21 protein-coding genes are annotated in these 17721 nt (G+C 64.3%); 9 read left to right on the plus strand and 12 right to left on the minus strand.

Annotated features, from left to right (window positions below):
• Positions 1 to 309 precede the first annotated feature (309 nt).
• The 3 genes from PQG80_RS27770 to PQG80_RS27780 form a co-directional block, all read right to left on the minus strand.
• Positions 310 to 1596 carry an MFS transporter gene (locus PQG80_RS27770; protein WP_271755080.1) on the minus strand — a complete coding sequence of 429 codons (1287 nt, stop codon included), beginning with the start codon at positions 1594 to 1596 and terminating at the stop codon, positions 310 to 312.
• Positions 1580 to 2059 carry a MarR family winged helix-turn-helix transcriptional regulator gene (locus tag PQG80_RS27775; RefSeq protein WP_271755081.1) on the minus strand — a complete coding sequence of 160 codons (480 nt, stop codon included), beginning with the start codon at positions 2057 to 2059 and terminating at the stop codon, positions 1580 to 1582. Before PQG80_RS27775 ends, PQG80_RS27770 begins: the two co-directional genes overlap by 17 nt.
• 142 nt (positions 2060 to 2201) lie before the next feature.
• A complete protein-coding gene (locus PQG80_RS27780; protein WP_271755082.1) occupies positions 2202 to 2348 on the minus strand; it encodes a hypothetical protein in 147 nt (48 codons plus the stop codon).
• Between the two features lie 144 nt (positions 2349 to 2492).
• Between PQG80_RS27780 and greA the strand changes: the two genes are divergently transcribed.
• The 5 genes from greA to PQG80_RS27805 all read left to right on the plus strand — a co-directional run bounded on the left by greA (position 2493) and on the right by PQG80_RS27805 (position 5402).
• Positions 2493 to 2963, plus strand: a complete 471-nt coding sequence (gene greA, locus PQG80_RS27785; protein WP_271755083.1) for a transcription elongation factor GreA — start codon at positions 2493 to 2495, stop codon at positions 2961 to 2963.
• A gap of 123 nt (positions 2964 to 3086) precedes the next feature.
• On the plus strand, positions 3087 to 3344 hold the full coding sequence (locus PQG80_RS27790) for a hypothetical protein (RefSeq protein WP_271755084.1): 258 nt from the start codon (positions 3087 to 3089) through the stop codon (positions 3342 to 3344).
• Between the two features lie 111 nt (positions 3345 to 3455).
• Positions 3456 to 4064, plus strand: coding sequence for a GNAT family N-acetyltransferase (locus PQG80_RS27795; RefSeq protein WP_271755085.1), 609 nt, complete (start codon positions 3456 to 3458; stop codon positions 4062 to 4064).
• 442 nt (positions 4065 to 4506) lie between these two features.
• A complete protein-coding gene (locus tag PQG80_RS27800; RefSeq protein ID WP_271755086.1) occupies positions 4507 to 4641 on the plus strand; it encodes a paeninodin family lasso peptide in 135 nt (44 codons plus the stop codon).
• 125 nt (positions 4642 to 4766) lie between these two features.
• Positions 4767 to 5402 carry a hypothetical protein gene (locus PQG80_RS27805; RefSeq protein WP_271755087.1) on the plus strand — a complete coding sequence of 212 codons (636 nt, stop codon included), beginning with the start codon at positions 4767 to 4769 and terminating at the stop codon, positions 5400 to 5402.
• 37 nt (positions 5403 to 5439) lie between these two features.
• Here the strand turns inward: PQG80_RS27805 and PQG80_RS27810 are convergent, their stop codons facing one another.
• Positions 5440 to 5664 carry a hypothetical protein gene (locus tag PQG80_RS27810; protein ID WP_271755089.1) on the minus strand — a complete coding sequence of 75 codons (225 nt, stop codon included), beginning with the start codon at positions 5662 to 5664 and terminating at the stop codon, positions 5440 to 5442.
• 159 nt (positions 5665 to 5823) lie between these two features.
• On the opposite strand from PQG80_RS27810, the gene PQG80_RS27815 reads away from it, so the two are divergent.
• On the plus strand, positions 5824 to 6519 hold the full coding sequence (locus PQG80_RS27815) for a Crp/Fnr family transcriptional regulator (protein ID WP_271755091.1): 696 nt from the start codon (positions 5824 to 5826) through the stop codon (positions 6517 to 6519).
• Positions 6520 to 6576: 57 nt separating this feature from the next.
• Positions 6577 to 6867, plus strand: coding sequence for a DUF6509 family protein (locus tag PQG80_RS27820; RefSeq protein ID WP_271755093.1), 291 nt, complete (start codon positions 6577 to 6579; stop codon positions 6865 to 6867).
• A 110-nt stretch (positions 6868 to 6977) separates the two neighbouring features.
• On the opposite strand, the gene PQG80_RS27825 is transcribed toward PQG80_RS27820, so the two are convergent.
• Together PQG80_RS27825 and PQG80_RS27830 are read right to left on the minus strand one after the other, a co-directional pair.
• Entirely contained in the window at positions 6978 to 7139 is a 162-nt protein-coding gene (locus PQG80_RS27825) for a hypothetical protein (RefSeq protein WP_271755095.1), read from the minus strand.
• A 12-nt stretch (positions 7140 to 7151) separates the two neighbouring features.
• Positions 7152 to 7328, minus strand: coding sequence for a hypothetical protein (locus PQG80_RS27830; protein WP_271755096.1), 177 nt, complete (start codon positions 7326 to 7328; stop codon positions 7152 to 7154).
• 192 nt (positions 7329 to 7520) lie between these two features.
• Here PQG80_RS27830 and PQG80_RS27835 point away from each other — a divergent pair, with 192 nt between their 5' ends.
• Positions 7521 to 8537: an HD-GYP domain-containing protein gene (locus PQG80_RS27835; protein ID WP_271755097.1), complete on the plus strand. Its 1017-nt coding sequence runs from the start codon at positions 7521 to 7523 to the stop codon at positions 8535 to 8537.
• Positions 8538 to 8570: 33 nt separating this feature from the next.
• Here PQG80_RS27835 and PQG80_RS27840 read toward each other — a convergent pair whose 3' ends face one another.
• The 4 genes from PQG80_RS27840 to PQG80_RS27855 all read right to left on the minus strand — a co-directional run bounded on the left by PQG80_RS27840 (position 8571) and on the right by PQG80_RS27855 (position 12134).
• Entirely contained in the window at positions 8571 to 9299 is a 729-nt protein-coding gene (locus tag PQG80_RS27840) for an SDR family oxidoreductase (RefSeq protein WP_271755098.1), read from the minus strand.
• Between the two features lie 198 nt (positions 9300 to 9497).
• On the minus strand, positions 9498 to 10451 hold the full coding sequence (locus PQG80_RS27845) for a nucleoside hydrolase (RefSeq protein ID WP_271755099.1): 954 nt from the start codon (positions 10449 to 10451) through the stop codon (positions 9498 to 9500).
• 128 nt (positions 10452 to 10579) lie between these two features.
• Positions 10580 to 11704, minus strand: a complete 1125-nt coding sequence (locus PQG80_RS27850) for an NADH:flavin oxidoreductase (RefSeq protein WP_271755100.1) — start codon at positions 11702 to 11704, stop codon at positions 10580 to 10582.
• Between the two features lie 91 nt (positions 11705 to 11795).
• Positions 11796 to 12134 carry an ArsR/SmtB family transcription factor gene (locus PQG80_RS27855; protein WP_271755101.1) on the minus strand — a complete coding sequence of 113 codons (339 nt, stop codon included), beginning with the start codon at positions 12132 to 12134 and terminating at the stop codon, positions 11796 to 11798.
• Between the two features lie 262 nt (positions 12135 to 12396).
• Between PQG80_RS27855 and PQG80_RS27860 the strand changes: the two genes are divergently transcribed.
• On the plus strand, positions 12397 to 14526 hold the full coding sequence (locus PQG80_RS27860) for a catalase (RefSeq protein WP_271755112.1): 2130 nt from the start codon (positions 12397 to 12399) through the stop codon (positions 14524 to 14526).
• Positions 14527 to 15208: 682 nt separating this feature from the next.
• Here PQG80_RS27860 and PQG80_RS27865 read toward each other — a convergent pair.
• Together PQG80_RS27865 and PQG80_RS27870 are read right to left on the minus strand one after the other, a co-directional pair.
• Complete coding sequence (locus tag PQG80_RS27865) at positions 15209 to 16366, minus strand: NAD(P)-binding domain-containing protein (protein ID WP_271755102.1); 1158 nt, start codon at positions 16364 to 16366, stop codon at positions 15209 to 15211.
• Positions 16367 to 16380: 14 nt separating this feature from the next.
• Positions 16381 to 17703, minus strand: coding sequence for a glycerate kinase (locus tag PQG80_RS27870; protein WP_271755103.1), 1323 nt, complete (start codon positions 17701 to 17703; stop codon positions 16381 to 16383).
• Between the last annotated feature and the right edge of the window lie 18 nt (positions 17704 to 17721).

The raw sequence follows: 17721 nt of genomic DNA on the forward strand, positions 1-17721 counted from the left end.
ACATTTTCTCTCCGGCGCCATTAAGCCGATAAATATTGCGATTTAGGGAGAGAACCCCGGGTTTTGGACGAAAGTGTCCAAGGTTAGGGGGTTGAACCGGCCGTCTCGCCCAGGACCTGCTTCGGGCGCGAATAACTGCATATATGCAGTTAAATCGCGGCAGCCGGGTTCGCTGCCGAGGAATAGCTGCACATCTGCAGCTAAACGCAAAAGACAAAACGAAAAGGCCTTCGCAGCTCGCCTATGCTTCCGGTATCCCGGCGGGCGCGAGCTGCAAAGGCCTCTTGCTTATGCCGCGGACAGCTTCTATCAAGCTGCCGCGTGCCGCCCGACAGCATTCCGCTTCGCGATGCGCAGCGCCATCAGCGCCGCGATCAGGCAGACGAAGCCGGCCGCGAAGAACGGCACCTGGTAGCTGCCGAGCCACTCCCGGACGGTGCCGGCGGCGTAGGCCGCGACGGAGGCGCCGAGCTGGTGGGTGACGACGACCCAGCCGAAGATCATGCCGGCCCGCTCCTTGCCGAAGGCGTCCTGCGACAGCTTGACGGTCGGCGGCACGGTCGCGATCCAGTCCAGCCCGTAGAATACGGTGAACAGCATGAGCTGGGGCTGCCCCGCGCCGAGGGCGTACGGCAGGAAGAGCAGGGACAGGCCGCGGAGGCCGTAGTACCAGAACAGCAGCTTGCGGCTGTCGAACCGGTCGGACAGCCAGCCCGACAGCGTCGTGCCGATCAGGTCGAACAAGCCCATCAGGGCGAGCATGCTCGCCGCCGTCACCTCGGGGATGCCGTAATCGCCGCATGCGGGGATCAGGTGGGCGCCGATCAGGCCGTTGGTGGAGAAGCCGCAGAAGAAAAACGTGCCGCTGAGCAGCCAGAACGTCGGGCTGCGCATCCCGGCGCGCAGCGCGGCGAGCGGCGCGAGGAACAGGTTCCCGCGGAACGGCACGGGCTTCGCGATCTCCGTCTCGCCGTAGGGCGCCGCCCCCACGTCGTAGGGGTGGTTGCGCATCCAGACCGCGACCGCGGCGAGGACGACGAGCGTCGCGCCGACGGCCGCGTAGACGGCGTACCGCCAGCCGGCTTCCTCCGTGATGCGGGCGAGCAGCGGCAGGAACAGCAGCTGGCCGGTCGCCGCGCTGGCGGTCAGGATGCCGACGACGAGTCCGCGGCGATGCGCGAACCATTGGCCTGCGACGGTGACGCCGAGCACGTTGGCCATCATGCCCGTGGCGAGGCCGGACACGACGCCCCAGAGCAGCTCGAACTGCCAGAGCGCGGTCATGAGCGGCGTGACCGCCAGGCCGGCGGCGAGCACCGCGAGGGAGAGCACGGTCATGCGGCGGATGCCGAAGCGCAGCAGGAGCGCCGCGGAGAAGGGGCCCATCAGCCCGTACAGCAGGATGCCGACGGAGATGACGCTGGAGATGCCGCCGCGGCTCCAGCCGTACTCCTCCTCGAAGGGCAGCATGAAGATGCTGGGCATCGAGCGCACGCCGGCGGATACGATCAGCGTGGCGAAGGTAAGGGCGAGGACGACCCAGCCGTAGTGGAACCGGCGCGTGCGGACGGTGGCGGTCTCAGGCGTCGTGCGCATCGGCGAGCCCCCCTTTCTCCAGCCGCGTGCCCGCGTCGAGGACGCCGGCGGACAGCGCGTTGGCCTCCGCTGCGCCCAGGATCGCCTTGTACCGGGCGGCCAGCCGCTTGGAGGCCAGCCGGATCTTGCCCTCCAGGGCCTCGCCTTTGGGCATCGGATACAGCAGCACGGTCTTGCCCTGCACGCTGCGGCGGACGAGCTGCTTGCCCTCGAGCTTGTCGACGAATCGCGTGAGCGTGGACGGCGCGATGCTGAGCTTCTCCGCCAGCTCCTTCTGCGTGATGCCGGGCTTGCCGTTCACGAGCCGGATCGCATAGCCGTACATCGGCGTGAGGCCGGTCGGCGCGAACTCCTCCTCGGCGATGCGCGTGATGGCGCGCCCGAGCCGGTTCGCGGTAAAGAACAAGCAGCTGTACAAAAAGCCTTCGTCAGGCCCGTAGTCGTCAGGCGCGTTGTTTGCCATCGTTTTTCTCTCCATTCATTTGTATGTACAACAAAAATAAAGCATAAACCCTCATTTGTCAACGGGCCATGCGCGGTGTTCGGCCGCGCGCGAAAACGCGGATCGGGCTGTGCTATAATGAATCGTTAGCGCGCTTCGCGGTTTAATTGCTCCGCGGCGACGGGGTCGAGGATACCTGCCGGCTGACGGCGTCGTCCCACAAGGATTCGTTCACGAGATGCCAGGTGCACGCGAGCAAGAGCGCGCCGCAGACGCCGATGAACAGCAGCTTTTTGACAGTACGGTACATGCTGGATTCTCCTTTGAGAAGCTTCGTTTTTCAGTATGGCCGATACCGGGCGTTCATTCTGTAACCGCGCATACAAAACCGGACGTTTTTTTACCGAACAGGCCGAAGCGGCCGTATACCAACACAAGCGATGGAGGCAAACCGATGGCAGCCGATGAAGTAATATTGACCGCAGAAGGATTACAGCAGTTGGAGCAGGAGCTCGAGGAATTGAAGACAGTGAAGCGCAGGGAGCTGGCGTCGCGCATTAAGACGGCGATCAGCTACGGCGACCTGAAGGAGAACAGCGAGTACCACTCCGCCAAGGAAGAGCAGGCGTTCATGGAGACGCGGATCCTGACGATCGACCGCATGCTGAAGAAAGCCCGCGTCGTCAAGAGCGCCGGATCGGATGCGGTATCCATAGGCTCGACGGTGGTGCTCAAGGACAAGGAGTTCGACGAGATCATCGAGTACCGGATCGTGGGGCCGGCGGAGGCGGACGTCATGGCGTCCAAAATCTCTTACGAGAGCCCGCTCGGCAAGGCGCTGATGGGCAAGTCCGTCGGCGAGGCCGTCAGCGTGGAAGCGCCGGTCGGCACGATCCAGTACGAGCTGCTCGAGATCAAGGCCTGACCCCGCGTCCGCGTCTTGACCGGCAGCTCGATATGCCGGATTCCAACGCCGGGTGGTATGCGAAGCGGATTTCTGGATAAATAATGAGCAGTACCGGAAATCCGATAGCGAGGAGTGACGGCGATGAGCTGGTCATTGCAGCAGGCGTACGCCTACGTGAACAAGGTCAAGGAGCGGGCGGCGGAGGACGAAGCATACAGGCTGCTCGCGCTGAGCGATCCCGAGCTGGCCTTCCGGCTGGTGACCGGAGAGTCGCTGCCGGGCGGCATCGTCCTGTCCGTCAGGGATGACGGCCCGGACGCGCTCGATATTGTCGTGCACGGTCTGCAGGAGACGTGGCCGACGGGCGAATTGGGACCCGACCGGGCGATCTTGGAATAGAACGGGCGGGCGAGGCGCCCCGCACGGCTTCGCCTTTCTTCGGAGGGGCGAGGCTATTTTTTTGCGCCGCCGACCGGGAAGAGAGAACCGCGCGCGAGGTGGAGGTTAACGATGATGGAAGTATATATACGGAGGCTGAAGGCGGAGGACGCGGATGCGCTGCTGGACTTGCGGCTTCGCAATCGCGCGTTTTTCGAGCCGTACGAGCCGGTACGCTCGGACCGCGATTATGCGGCGGAGGGGATCCGCGACGCGATCGACCAGGATGCGCTTCATTGGGAGCGGGGGAGCGGATATGGCTTCGGCATCTTCCTGCGAGATCGGGATCTGGATCGTAATCAGGATCGGGATCGGCATCCGGCTCGGAGCCGCGACCCGGACCGGGATCGGGACCGTCTGATCGGTCGCGTGAACCTAAGCAATGTGGTCCGGGGCGCATGGGAGAGCTGCACGGTTGGCTACTATATGGACCGCGAAGCGGGCGGCCGCGGATATATGACGGAGGCGCTGCGGCAGGCTGTCGGCTTCGCGTTCGGCCAAGCGGGCCTGCACCGCGTCCAAGCGTCGATCATGCCGCGGAACCAAGCCTCGATCCGCGTCGTCGAGAAAAACGGATTCCGCTACGAAGGACTCGCGGAGTATTATCTGAAGATCAACGGCGTATGGGAGCACCATAGCATCTACAGCTTGACGCGGGAACATCTAGGTCATGCGACTTAATTTTCTCGCTTCGGTTAACTTAAGATAGGTGCCTCCCTGAGCATAATGGGCTAACGTTAGCTTCATCATCATGGCTGAATGCCGGAGCAGCGAGGCGATACGTTATGCGCATGATACGCGCGATCCGATTGTGGTTGGCCATCGCCCGGCACGCGGCGGAGCGCAGATCGTCTTCGTGCCGAGCCCAGGCCGGCCCCGCGCGTCCGCCGCAGGCGTCGCCGATCAGGCGCAGGCGTCCGCGATCGCGACGGCGCGCGGACAAGGCGCCGCGGCGGCAGGCGGAATACGTCGGCCCCGAGCAGCCGCAAATCCCGATTCGCTAAGAATCGGGATTTTTATATTGACAGCGTTTGCGCGCGGTGCTAATCTGGACTTGCCCATGATGATACATATTGTATCTGAATAGGAAGTCCTACATTCGATTCAAAAGGAGCTGATTGCAATGAAGAAGGAATGGGCTTGCCCGGCGCTCGAGGTGCTGGAGGTGCGGAAGACGATGAAGTTTTTCCCGCCGATCCATCCTCCGGGGGGTGGCGGCGGTGGCGGTGAAGATTGCCCGCCGGACATGGACAGCTAGGCGACCGAGATTAAGCCGGGCGCCGCGGCCGCAGGGCGCCAACCCGGAGGCCGCGGCGCTTCTGCATATGGAAGCGGGAGTAAAGAATACGATTGGATGGCATTTCTAGCCGAGGGGGAGTCGGGATGTTCTCGCTGGTCGCGAGCAAGCGCCAGGAAAGGTCGTTTCGCCGGACCTGGGAGTTTTTCTGCCGCAAGTACGGGTGGGGCAACGACCCCTATGCCATAGACGGAATACGATACGTATTGTTGCGAGGCGGACGCATGCCTTGGCTTCGCCGGCGCACGGTGGGGACGATCGAGTTCGTGCCGTATCGTCCGGGCAACCCGCGCAGCACGGTCGAGGGACCGTACAAGCACCCCTTCTCGGCGGAGCCGGAGATTCGCGACGATCCGTACCGGATCTGGGAGATCGACAAGCTGTGCATCGCCGAGGCCTACCAGCGCCAAGGCCACTTCGGCACGTTCCTCGAGATCTTCTACGACCACGCGGAGCGCTTCGCCCCCCGCTGCTACGTGGCGCTCGTCGAGCGCAGGCTGTACCGCATGCTCCGGATCGTGTTCGGGCTCGCCGTCGAGCAGCGCGGGCCGGCCATGCAGGGGCCGACCTCCGCGCTGATCCCCGTCCTGTTCGACATCGGACGGATCATGCAGAACAAGGCCGAGGTCGCGCGCCTGCTCGGCGAGGCCAAGCGCCGGACCGCGGATACGGCTGCCGGCAAACCGCGCGCGCGCCGAACCCCGATCGACAAGAGAGTCTGACGCGCGCCCCCGCGCCCGTCAGACTCTCTTGCATGTCCTAGGCTCGCCGCCCCGGCCGCAGCAGAGACAACGAGTCGTAATGGTGCGCGTAGCTGACGCCGCTCCCGAACCCGCTGTCGAACGCCCAGTTCGCCAGGCTCTCGGCCTGCGTCGCCTGCAGATCCGTGAAGCCGAACCGCGCCTTCATGTCCGCCAGATACTGCCGCTTCACGTCCTCGTAGAACCGTTCGTTTTCCTGCCGCTGATACTCCGCGTCTCCCATTTCGCCAGCCTCCCTTTTACTTGTCAGTATGGACCGGCTCCGCGCGCATTAGACCCTCCGGTCCGCCGAATGCCCGATATCCGCGTCTTCCTTCTTTCCAGCCCGGCGCGGGTTCTATATACTAACGACATAAGCCGACGGAACGGGGCGTGAGGGAACGTGAAGAGATGGAAGGACCCGGACCGGGCGGCGGAGCTGCTCGACCGGCGCGGCCTCCGGCATGTGCTGCTGCCCGAGACGCTCGGGGAGCTGGAGCTGCGGAGCTACGGCAACCGGGAACGGGTATGCGAGGCCGGGGAGCCGATCGGGGGCATCGGCCTGCTCGCGCGGGGCAAGCTGAAGGTGTATACGACGCGGCCCGGCGGCGGGATGCTGCTGTTCCGCTTCACCCGGCCGCCTTCCGTTATCGGCGACGTCGAGTGGCTGCATCAATACCCCGTGCGCAATCACGTGGAGTCGGTCGGCGAGAGCCTCGTGCTCTTTATCGGGGATGCGGCGTTGAAGCGGGAGGCGGAGCATCCGGCCTTTCTCCGGTTCGTTGTCAGCCATCTGAGCCACAAGCTGTTCACGATGGCCAACGCGTCCTCGTTGAACCAGCTCGTCCCCGTCCGCAACCGTCTGGCGGGCTACCTGCTCTCGCTGACGCCCGAGGCGGGGAGCGGCGCGGAGGAGTACCGCACGTCGACGCTGACCGAGACGGCGGAGCTGCTCGGGACGAGCTACAGGCATCTCAACCGGGTCATCGAGCGGATGGTCGACGAGGGCATCCTGGCGCGCGGGAGCGCCGGCGGCGCACTTATCATTAAGGACGCGGAGCGGCTCAAGGCGTTGGCGGCCGATCAGTTGTATTCGTGAGCCGGCGTTGTATACTGATACTGGTTGGAACCGTGACACATATCGGGAGGACAAGACGTGGACATAACGGCATATACGGTCGAACAGGCGAAAGACCCCTTCGGCATTCTGAGCGGGCGGAGATACGAGTTCAAGCTGGAGGTCGAGGTGGACGAGGAGGATGAGCTATACTCCGAGCACGGCGTCTATGCCCGCGTCGTCTACAAGGACGAGGGCGAATCCTCGGGCATCGTGACCTGCGACTGGATGGAGAAGACGACCGGACGGTTCCTGGCGCTCGAGGCGGAGCCCGAAGAGCTGGCCGAGCTGGCCGCCTTCTGCGCGGCGCATCTGCCGGAAGACGATTAACGCGGGAGCCGCGCAAGCCGGCGACGGCAAGCAGGCAAGGCCAAGCGTCCCTGAGGTCGGAGGGGCGTTCGGCCTTGCCTGCTTTTTGTAGACGGACGCGTCAGGACCGGTCAGAACTTCGGAATGATATAGCGTGCCAGGAAGTATAGGACGCCGAAGAAGATGAGGACGTAGGCTGCATACTTGATGAAAGTAGAGGCGACAAGGCTCGAATCGTACTTTTTCTCCACGTGATGCTGTTCGAGCTCCACGTTGCGCTGTTCGATGGACATGGTCGATTCCTCCTAGAATTGAAGACTCGGAAGCACGTATTGGGTCAGGAAGTACAGCAAACCCAGCAAGATCGCGAAGTAAGCCGAATACTCGATCAACGAGACGGCGACGGAATCGCCGTCGTGCGGGCGTTCGTAAGCATCCTCGAGCAGATCCGATTGATCCAGATATTGTTCGGGAACGGACATCGCCACACCCCTCCTTTCACCGTCATGCGTCGCTTGATATCCTCCATTACCCGCGCTCCGTCCGCGCCAATCAAGCGACAAGCTTCCCTTCGTTATACCGGTATCATTTTGTTCTCTTTAATCGGGGCGCGGATAAGCTTAAACTGGAAGAGACGTCCAAATCTAGATTAAGGACGACTGGAGGGAAGCCCGATGAGACTTGCGGGGCTCCTAGGCAAGAAGGCCAAGCACGACATCGTTCACAACGGTCTGGTGCTCGTGCCGGCGGGAGTAACGCTGGAGAGTTCGCATATCGATCTGCTTGAGAATTACCGGGTGGTTCTCGAGGACGTTCGTCTGGCCGTCGAGGCGGAAGAACGGCAGCCGGAATCGGAGACGGCCGCGATGATGTCCCAGGCCGTGCAGTTCACGCGGGATATGTTCGAGCGGGTGCGCGAGGTGGGCCAGCTGGATTCGGAGGCGTTCGAGCATACGGTCACTCCGATCATCCTGCAGATCGCCGAGAACAAGGATATGTTCCGGCTGTTCCATACGGTCAAGGCGAAGGATGAGTACACGCATCAGCACAATATCGGCGTCAGCGTGCTCTCCACGCTGATCGGGCGCTGGCTGGGGTGGAGCGACGACGAGGTCGCCCTGCTGTCGCTCGCGGCATCGCTGCACGACGTGGGGAAGGTGCGGATCCCGGACGAGATCCTGCTGAAGCCGGGGAGGCTGACTACGGACGAGTACGCGGAGATGAAGCTGCACACCGTATACGGATACGAGATTCTGAAGGCCAGCCGGAAAATGAATCCGCGCGTGGCCTTGGTCGCCCTTCAGCATCACGAACGCGACGACCGGCGAGGATACCCGTACGGCATCCGGAACGGCGAGATGGACGAGATGAGCAAGGTCGTAGCCGTAGCGGATATTTTCCACGCCATGTCGTCCAGGCGCCCGTATCACGAGCCGATGCCGTTCTACAGGGTCGTCAGCGAGATGCGCAACGGGTCGTTCGGCGAGCTGGACCCGCATATCGTGGGGGTATTCCTCGAGCAGATCATCCGTCACTTGCTGGGCCGTCAGGTCAAGCTGAGCGACGGCCGATGGGGAGAGGTCGTCTATCTCGACCCGCAGGAGGACATGCATCCGCTCGTGCGGGTCGGAGACAGCTTTATTAACCTAAAGCAAGAGCGGCATCTGCATATCGAAGAGATTATCATCTGACGATGAGCCGCGGGTATCGACCGTAAGCGGACATTACCAGGGAATAGGGCCGTCTTCTCCGAAAAATCCGCCGCTCGGCCCGTCGTCCGGCAGCAGGGCGAGGCGCACCGGCGCGCGGGCGCCCTCGGCCGGCGTTCTGGGCGAGGCGTAGCCCGTCATGGCGGTCGCGCAGTAGCCCGGGTCGGCGGCGTTGACCTTGATGCCGGATTCGGCCAATTCCTTGGCCCACATTACGGTCAGCGCGTTCACCGCCGTCTTGGAGGAGTTGTAGCCGAGCATCAGGAAGGCGCCCAGCTCGAAGGACGGATCGCCGTGCAGTTGCAGCGAGGCGAGCGAGCTGGACATGTTGACGATTCTGCCGCCTGTCGACTTGCGGAGCAAGGGCAGCATGGCCTTCGTGACGCGGACGACGCCGAATACGTTGGTCTCGTACACCTGTCTCACGAGCTCGGCGCCGGAGCCGCTCGGGCGGTCCTCGGGCAGGAGCACGCCGGCGTTGTTGACGAGAATGTCCAGTCTGCCGTACCGCTGCGCGACGGACTCCGCGGCCTTCGCCACCTCGCCGGGATCGGTGACGTCCATCCGGATGCTCGCGGCGTCCGCGCCGGCGGCGGCCAGCTTGCGCGCCGCTTCGGCTCCGCGGGCCGGATCCCGCGCGCCGACCAGCACATGAACCCCCGCTGCGCCGAGCTGGCGGCAGATCTCATATCCGATCCCTTGATTGCCGCCGGTGACCAGCGCGATTTTACGATTTTCGGTCATGTATACGCTCCTCTATGGGGCTTGGATGGATCGACCCTCCTTCATTCTACTTGTCATGCTTATCCCCCCTAAAGTGAGACAAGTCACCGAATCTGTCATGATGAAGACTGACAGATCCGGTGACTTGAGCGAGCGGCCTTATGCGAGCAACCTAATGAGCGTTGAACCTGATAAGAGAAACCCTGTATAGAGGCTGGTCTAAATAAACGCGGATAGCAGCTTGCCGACGGCCGTCTCGGCGTCGACGTCGATGCTGACCTGGACCGGCGTGCCGACGCTCGGGCTCGGACGCAGGTCTGCGACCGTCATGCCGGCGCACAGCGCGCTCTCGCACTCGACGGTGACGCGCATCGTGCGGTTGGTCACGAGACCGGGCTCCTCGGCCGCGAGCACCGTGAGCGGGTCGTGCATCGGCGCCGCGTCGACGAAGTGGTTGGCCTGGCGGTAGAACTCGAAGTAATACGCCATCGAGGTCCGCAGGAAGTCGACGATCTCGCGGTTCTCCGGACGGCAGCGGCGCTGCAGGAAGTCCAGATGCGCCATGGAGAGGTTCGTCTTCATCGTGACGTCGAGCCCGACCATCACGATGTCCAGCCCGGACGCGAACACGATGTCGGCGGCCTCGGGGTCGCCCCAGATGTTCGCTTCGGCGACCGGCGTCACGTTGCCCGCGACCTGAACCGCGCCGCCCATCACGTACACCTGCTTGATCTTGCGCGTCAGGGAAGGGTCCTTGGCCAGCGCGTGAGCGACGTTCGTCAGTCGTCCAAGCGTGACCAGGAAGAGCTCTCCGTCCAACTCCTCCGCCTTGCGCAGGATGAAGTCGTCGGCGCGCTCGGTCAGCGCCTGCTGGCTGGCGGCCGGCAGCTCGGCGTCGCCGATGCCGTTGTGCCCGTGGACGTGCGCCGAGAAGCCGGTCGGCGGCCGCTTGAGCGGACGGTCGGCGCCGATCGCGACGGGCACCTCGTACGGCGCGTTCGCCAGGCGGATGATCCGCAGCGTGTTCTCCGTGGCCTGATGCACGTCGACGTTGCCGAATACGGTCGTGATGCCCTCGACGCGCAGCGCCGGGGACTTGAGGGCGTATAGAATGGCGAGCGCATCGTCGATGCCCGTGTCGGCGTCGATGATGACTTTACGGACTTGAGTCAAGGTGATAGCTCCTTTGTTCGTCGCAGGTTCCGCGGCGGTCGCCGCGTCCTCCGAATTATAACATGCCGATCGAGCGGGAAGCATGCGCAAGGCGCGCGGATCGCTCCGCGCGCCTTGGATGTCCTTATTTAGCTCAGCGAAGCGAGCGCCTCGCGCTCGAATGCCTGCAGCTCTTCCGTGCGCCCTTCGCGAACCTTCTTCGCCCACGCGGGATCGTTAAGCAGCGCCCGGCCGACGGCGACCAGATCGAACTCTCCGCGCGCAAAGCGCTCGATGAGCGCTTCGAGGCTCGCGGTCTGTCCGCCCTTGCCTTCGGCGAACAGGCTGGTGAACTCCGAGTCGAGGCCGACGGAGCCGACGGTAATGGTCGGCTTGCCGGTGAGCTGCTTCGTCCAGCCGGCCAGGTTCAGGTCCGAGCCCTCGAACTCCGGCTCCCAGAAGCGGCGCGTGGAGCAGTGGAAGACATCGACGCCCGCCGCGGCCAGCGGCGCGAGGAACGCGGCCAGCGCTTCGGGGGTCGGCGCCAGCTTGGCGCCGTAGTCTACCGGCTTCCACTGGGAAAAGCGGAAGACGATCGGGAAGTCGGGGCCGACGGCCGCGCGGACCGCTTCGATGACCTCGACCGCGAACCGCGTGCGGCCGACCCTATCGCCGCCGTATTCGTCGGTACGCTTATTGGTCGTCTCCCAGAAGAACTGGTCGATTAGGTACCCGTGCGCGCCGTGGATCTCCACGCCGTCGAAGCCGATCCGCTTCGCGTCGGCCGCGGCCTGCGCATAGCCTTGGACCAGTCCGCGGATCTCCTCGGTCGTCAGGGGCTCGGATACCTTGTCGCCGGTCAGCGAGAGTCCTGAAGGACCGATGGGCGCCGCGTCCGACTCAGGGAACTTCTCGCGCTGGCGCGCGGTGCCGACGTGCCAGATCTGCGGGATGATCTTGCCGCCTGCCTCGTGGACCTCGCGGACGACGCGCGCCCATCCTTCGAGCGCAGCTTCGCCGTAGAAGTGCGGGACGTTGCGGTCCGCGGCGGCGACCGGATGGTTAATCACCGTGCCCTCGGTGATGAGGAGGCCGACGCCGTTCTCCGCTCTGCGGCGGTAGTAGCCCGCCACGTCCGGGCCGGGGACGCCGTTCGGCGAGAAGCCGCGGGTCATGGGCGCCATGACGATCCGGTTGTCCAGCTTCAGTTTTTCGTTTGCGAATGGTTCGAATAGCGGCGCTGCGGCATTCGCTGCGGTGCTGTTCACGCTCATGGGATTCTCTCCTTGGAGGGCTTTGGCCCTTATTTTTATATATCTATAAATATAAATATATAGATACATCGGAGCGAACGCAAGCGTCAGATTAGCGAGAATCCGTCTTCGGCAGCAGATCCTCCGCCAATTCGTCCATAAACGCCGCGATGCCCTGCGCGTTGCGCCTGTAGTATGTCCATTGTCCGCATCGGCGAGACTCCAGCAATCCGGCTTTGAGCATGGAGGCGAGATAGGAGGAGATGACGGACTGCGTCAGCCCGGACTTTTCCTGGATATTGCCCACGCAGACGCCGCCGGGAAAAGCTTGCCGCACTTCGGCGGGCTGGGGAGGGAACTCAGCCTCGGGATCCCGCAGCCAGCGCAATATGTTGAGACGGGTCTCGTTGGACAGCGCCTTGAGCACGGCGAGCTTGTCGTCCTGGGTCATGCCGGGTACCTCCTTCAGCGATCGTGGTCTTAGTATAGCAAAGTCGGGTCGATCCGAATACGGACGCGCTCGATCGGCAGTCGTCGGTGTTGTCCGAGCGGCCTGCTTGATCCGCACGGGTCCCGGGTAAAGAATTTCGTTAACCGACCCTAGAGACTTTACATACGATCCGCGGCCGAAGCGAGACGTGAACCAAGGAGGAAGCGAACGCATGGCGAAGAAGGAGAACGGCAAGCCGGAGAACGGTAAGCCGAAGAACGGTATGCCGGGGAACGGTAAGCCGACGATCGGAACACCGGAAAAATCAGTCAAGGATGAGCAGCTGGAGCAGTTTACGGTAGACGCGACCGGACGGAAGCTGACGACGAACCAGGGGCTGCGCATGGCGGAGGACGAGTTTTCCCTCAAGGCGGGCGAACGCGGACCGACGCTGCTGGAGGACTTTCACTTTCGCGAGAAAATGACGCACTTCGACCACGAGCGCATCCCGGAGCGGGTCGTTCATGCCAGAGGCTTCGGCGCGCACGGCTTCTTCCAGGTGTACGAGCCGCAGGCGGATATTACGAAGGCCGGCTTCCTGCAGGATCCGTCCGTCAAGACGCCGGTATTCGTCCGCTTCTCGACCGTCGCGGGCTCCCGCGGCTCCGCCGATACGGTGCGGGACGTGCGCGGCTTCGCCGTTAAGTTTTATACCGAGGAAGGCAACTACGATCTGGTCGGCAACAACATCCCGGTGTTCTTCATCCAGGATGCGATCAAGTTCCCGGACTTCGTCCATGCCGTGAAGCCCGAGCCGCACAACGAGGTGCCCCAGGCGCAGTCGGCGCACGATACGTTCTGGGACTTCGTCACGACGAACACCGAGGCGGCGCACATGGTCATGTGGGCGATGAGCGACCGCGCGCTGCCGCGCAGCTACCGGATGATGGAGGGCTTCGGCGTCAACACGTTCCGCCTCGTCAACGCCGATGGCGTAGCGCGCTTCGTGAAGTTTCATTGGAAGCCGGTGCTCGGCGTGCACTCGACCGTCTGGGACGAGACGCAGAAGATCGCGGGCAAGGACCCGGACTTCCACCGCCGCGACCTCTGGGACGCGATCGAGCAGGGCAGCTTCCCGGAATGGGAGCTTGGCGTCCAGCTGATCGAGGAGGACGAGGAATTCAACTTCGACTTCGACATCCTCGATCCGACCAAGCTGTGGCCGGAGGAGCTCGTGCCGGTGCGGCTGATCGGAAAAATGACGCTGAACCGCAACACGGACAATTTCTTCGCGGAGACCGAGCAGGTCGCGTTCCACCCGGGACATGTGGTGCCGGGCATCGACTTCTCGAACGATCCGCTGCTGCAGGGCCGCTTGTTCTCCTATACCGATACGCAGCTCAAGCGCGTCGGCGGCCCGAACTTCCACGAGCTGCCGATCAACCGCCCCGTAGCGCCGGTCCACAACAACCAGCGCGACGGCATGGCGCGGATGACGATCAATCCCGGGCAGGTCGCATACCACAAGAACGGACTCGCAGGCAACGCGCCTGCGCCTGCGCCGGAATCGGAGGGCGGTTACAAACATTACGAGGAAAAGGTGGAGGGCCGCAAGGTCCGCGCCCGCAGCGAGAGCTTCAAGGATCACTTCGGCCAGGCCGCGATGTTCTACCGGAGCCTATCGGAGGTCGAGCAGCTGCATATTATTAAGGCGTTCCAGTTCGAGCTGAGCAAGGTGATGAACAAAGACGTGCGCCAGCGCACGGTGGACGTGTTCGCGCAGGTGGATCCGGACCTGGCCGCGCAGCTGGCCGACGCGATCGGCGCTATGCCGCCTTCGTCCGCCACGTTGCCCAAGGTGACGATGAAGTCGCCGGCGCTCAGCATCATGAACAAGGCCAAGTCGCCCAAGACGCGCAAGGTCGCCGTGCTGACGGCCGTCAAGTTCGCGGACGCCGAGCTGAAGAAGGTGCTGGCAACGCTGGCGGCGGAAGGCGTCGCGGCGGAGCTCGTGAGCACGAAGCTCGGGTTCCTGCCGACGGACGCCGGCGGGCAGGTCGAGGTCATGCACCACCTGGAGTCGGCGGACTCCGTGCTGTTCGACGCGGTCTACGTCGCCGGCGGCCGCGAGAGCGCGGACGCGCTGCTGGCGCAGCCGCTCGCGGTGGACTTCGTCCGCCAGGCGTACCGCCACTACAAGCCGATCGCGGCGATCGGCGAGGGAGCGGATCTGCTCGCGCCGGCCGGCATCGGCACGCCTGCGCCGATCGGGGCCAAGGCGACGGGCTCGGTCAACCAGCCGGCCTGGAACGAGCCGGGCGTCGTCGTCGCCGCCAAGCCGTCGGCGTCCTTCGCGAAGTCGTTCGTCGAGGCGATCGCCGAACACCGCCACTGGGCGCGCAAAGTGCAGTAGCGCGGAGCTTGGAGGAAGCGCCGGAAGCAGCAAGAAGCAGCCCTTCGATCGGGCTGCTTCTTTTTTGAGCGTACCGCTCGCTCTCTGGCGGCTTGCTCCGTTCCGCTGCACAGTTTCCACCGACCGCCGAATATGCACCCCATTGACAGCACTTTACCGCGTTGTCCCACCGACCGCCGAATGTGCTTCCCGTCGACAGCACTTTACCCCGTTGTCCCGCCGATCGCCGAATGTGCTTCCGCTCGACAGCACTTTACCGCGTTATTCCACCGGCCGCCGAATGTGCTTTCCTTCGACAGCACTTTGCCGCGTTGTCTCACCAATCGCCGAATGTGCTTCCCATCGACAGCACCTTACCGCGTTGTCCCACCGATCGCTGAATGTGCTTCCCATCGACAGCACTTTGCCGCGTTGTCCCGCCAACAGCCGAATGTGCTTCCCATCGACAGCACTTTGCCGCGTTGTCTCACCGGCCTCCTGGCGGACAGAGAATCCGCTATTTCCGCGCAAACGGGGGGATCTTGCATGGTTGCGGACCACAGGTACGTTAAGCGAGTGAATAAGGCGGATTACGCCGTTATTTGGTTGCAATAGCGGACGCTGTGTCCGGTAAAGTCTCGTAATCGGCGATTGCGAGGGAAATAGCGGAAGCACGGTCCGCTAGATAATGCCAACCCCGCTTCTAAGCTTCATCCGCCAGCACGATGTCCCACTCGTGGATCTCGTAACCCCGCGCGCCAAGGACGACATAAGGATCCTGCTTGACCCAGGACGCCGCCTCGTCCAGCGATCGCGCCTTGTATATGACGAGACCGCCGGCGCCGTCGACGAACCGGCCGTTGGCGTGCAGCTTGCCTTCGGAGCGGCGGTCCGCCAGGAACTGGAGATGCTCTTCGCGATGCTTCACGCTCAGCTCGGGATCCTTCATCGGCAGGAAGACGGCGAAGTGCTTGACCGGCTCGGGCTGGCCGTCCCGATGAATCTGGTAATTCAGCATGGCGGACATGTCCTGCTCGGCGAAGCCTTCGCGGATGGCGCCCTGGAGCAAGCTTCTGACCCGGCGACCGGCCGGGAGGCCGACGCCGACCTGTGCGGCGAGCTCGGCCGCGAGGTTCAGATCCTTGGCGAGCAGCTTGACCGCAAAGCCCGCCTCGAAGCGGCCCGGTCCGATATGGTTGCGGTAATGCCGGTCAAGGATGCGGCTGCTCGCGAAGCTGGCGAGGAGCACTTGTACGAGCTGCGCCTCGTCCAATCCGACTTGGCGGCCTAGCGCCAGACCTTCGCTGACGGCCTGCGTGTGGATGCCGACCATCAGCTGGTTGACCAGCTTGACGGCCGAGCCGCTGCCGACGGCTCCGACATGGTCGATCTGCTTGCCCATTGCTGCTAGAATGGGCTGCGCCTGCTTAAAGGCGTCTTCTTCGCCGCCGACCATAATGCTGAGCGTCCCAGCTGCCGCGCCCGTCGTTCCGCCGCTGACCGGGGCATCCAGGAAAGGAATGCCGCGCGCATCCGCAGCTTCGCCGATCCGCCGGGACAGCGACGGATTGACCGTGCTGCAGTCCACCAGAATCAACCCGGGCTTGCCCGCGGCGACCAGCCCGTTCTCGGCCAGATACACTTCTTCTACGTCGGCCGGCATCGGCAGACAGGTCACGATCAGGTCCATCTCCGCCGCCAGCCGCGCGCGGTCGTATCCGACCCGCCCGCCCAGCGCGGCCAGTCGCTCCTCGGCCGGCTTGCTGCGATTCAACCCGTATACTTCGTAGCCCGCTTTGATGAGGTTCTCCGTCATCGGCAAGCCCATGTTGCCCAATCCGATGAATCCGATCTTTTTCAACGCGCTCACGCTCCTCAGCGTTCTGTCTTTATCTTCATCAGCCGTACGACATTGCGCATGCAACGCGCCAGATTATCCTCCGCCTCGGCCAGGCATTCGTCTAGCGTAGCGGGCCGGGCGACGATGGGAAATACGGCCGCGAACCGGTCGTACAGCGGCTCGATGTCCGTGCCCAGTCCGCCGGACACGAGAATCGCCGGGACGCCCGCGCCGTTCGCCCACTCCGCCACGCGGAAGGGCAGCTTGCCGCTCAGCGTCTGCGCGTCGGTGCGCCCTTCGCCGGTCAGCACCCAGTCCGCGCCGGCGATGCGCGCCTGGAGCCCCGCTGCCCTGGCGGCCACTTCAGCGCCGGACTCGATCCGCGCGCCGAGCCGCAGCAGCGCGAAGCCGAGCCCGCCGGCGGCGCCCGCGCCCGGCCGACCGGCCAGGCCGAGGCCCTCGCCTTCGGCGCTCGTCGAGCCAGCCGCATCGCCGGCGTCGGCGCGGTCCGCCAGGCCGAGGCCCTCGCCTTCGACGCTCGCCGCGTCAGCCGCATCGCCGGCGTCAGCGCGGTCCGCCAGCCCGAGCCGGCCGCCTTCGGCGCTAGCCGCGCTTCCTGCCATGCCCGCCGCAGCGCCGGCATAGCCGGGCTCGAGCAGGGCCGCATACCGGCCCATGGCCCGGTCGAGCTCCGCCGCCTGCTCCGGCGTCGCGCCCTTCTGCGGCCCGAACACGAGCGAGGCGCCGGACGGGCCCGTCAGCGGACTCGTCACGTCGCTGGCCGCCGTAATCGCGCACGCCGCGAGTCGCGAATCCAGTCCGCTCCAGTCGACGGCGGCGACGCGCAGCAGGTCCCGGCCGCGCCCTTCCAGCATAGCGCCGTCCGCGTCCAGGAACCGCGCGCCGAGCGCGGCAAGCATGCCCATGCCCCCGTCGTTCACCGCGCTGCCGCCGAGACCGACGATGAGGCGCCTGGCGCCGCGGTCCAGCGCGTGCGAGATCATCTCGCCGAGCCCGCGCGACGTCGCGGCGTACGGGTCCCGCTGATTCGCCGGGACCATCGGCAATCCGCAGATGTTCGCCGTCTCGATCACGAAGACGGGCTCCCCGTCTTCCTGGATCAGTCCGATGGCAGCCGAGGCTCCGGGCTCCAGCGGACCGTGCACGACGACTTCCTCTCTGTCGCCGCCGCAGGCGTCGACGAGCGCCTCGACGGTGCCTTCGCCGCCGTCCGCCATCGGGATGACGTCGATCTCGGCGTGCGGAATCTCGCGGCGGATCGCCGCCGCCATGACGGCGCCGACCTCCCGCGAGGTCAGGCTGCCTTTGTACGAATCAGGCGCGATTACGAAGCGCATGGCAGAATCTCCTCCCAG

The organism is Cohnella rhizoplanae, assembly GCF_948329515.1.
In the GTDB taxonomy this organism is placed as follows: Bacteria; Bacillota; Bacilli; order Paenibacillales; family Paenibacillaceae; genus Cohnella; species Cohnella rhizoplanae.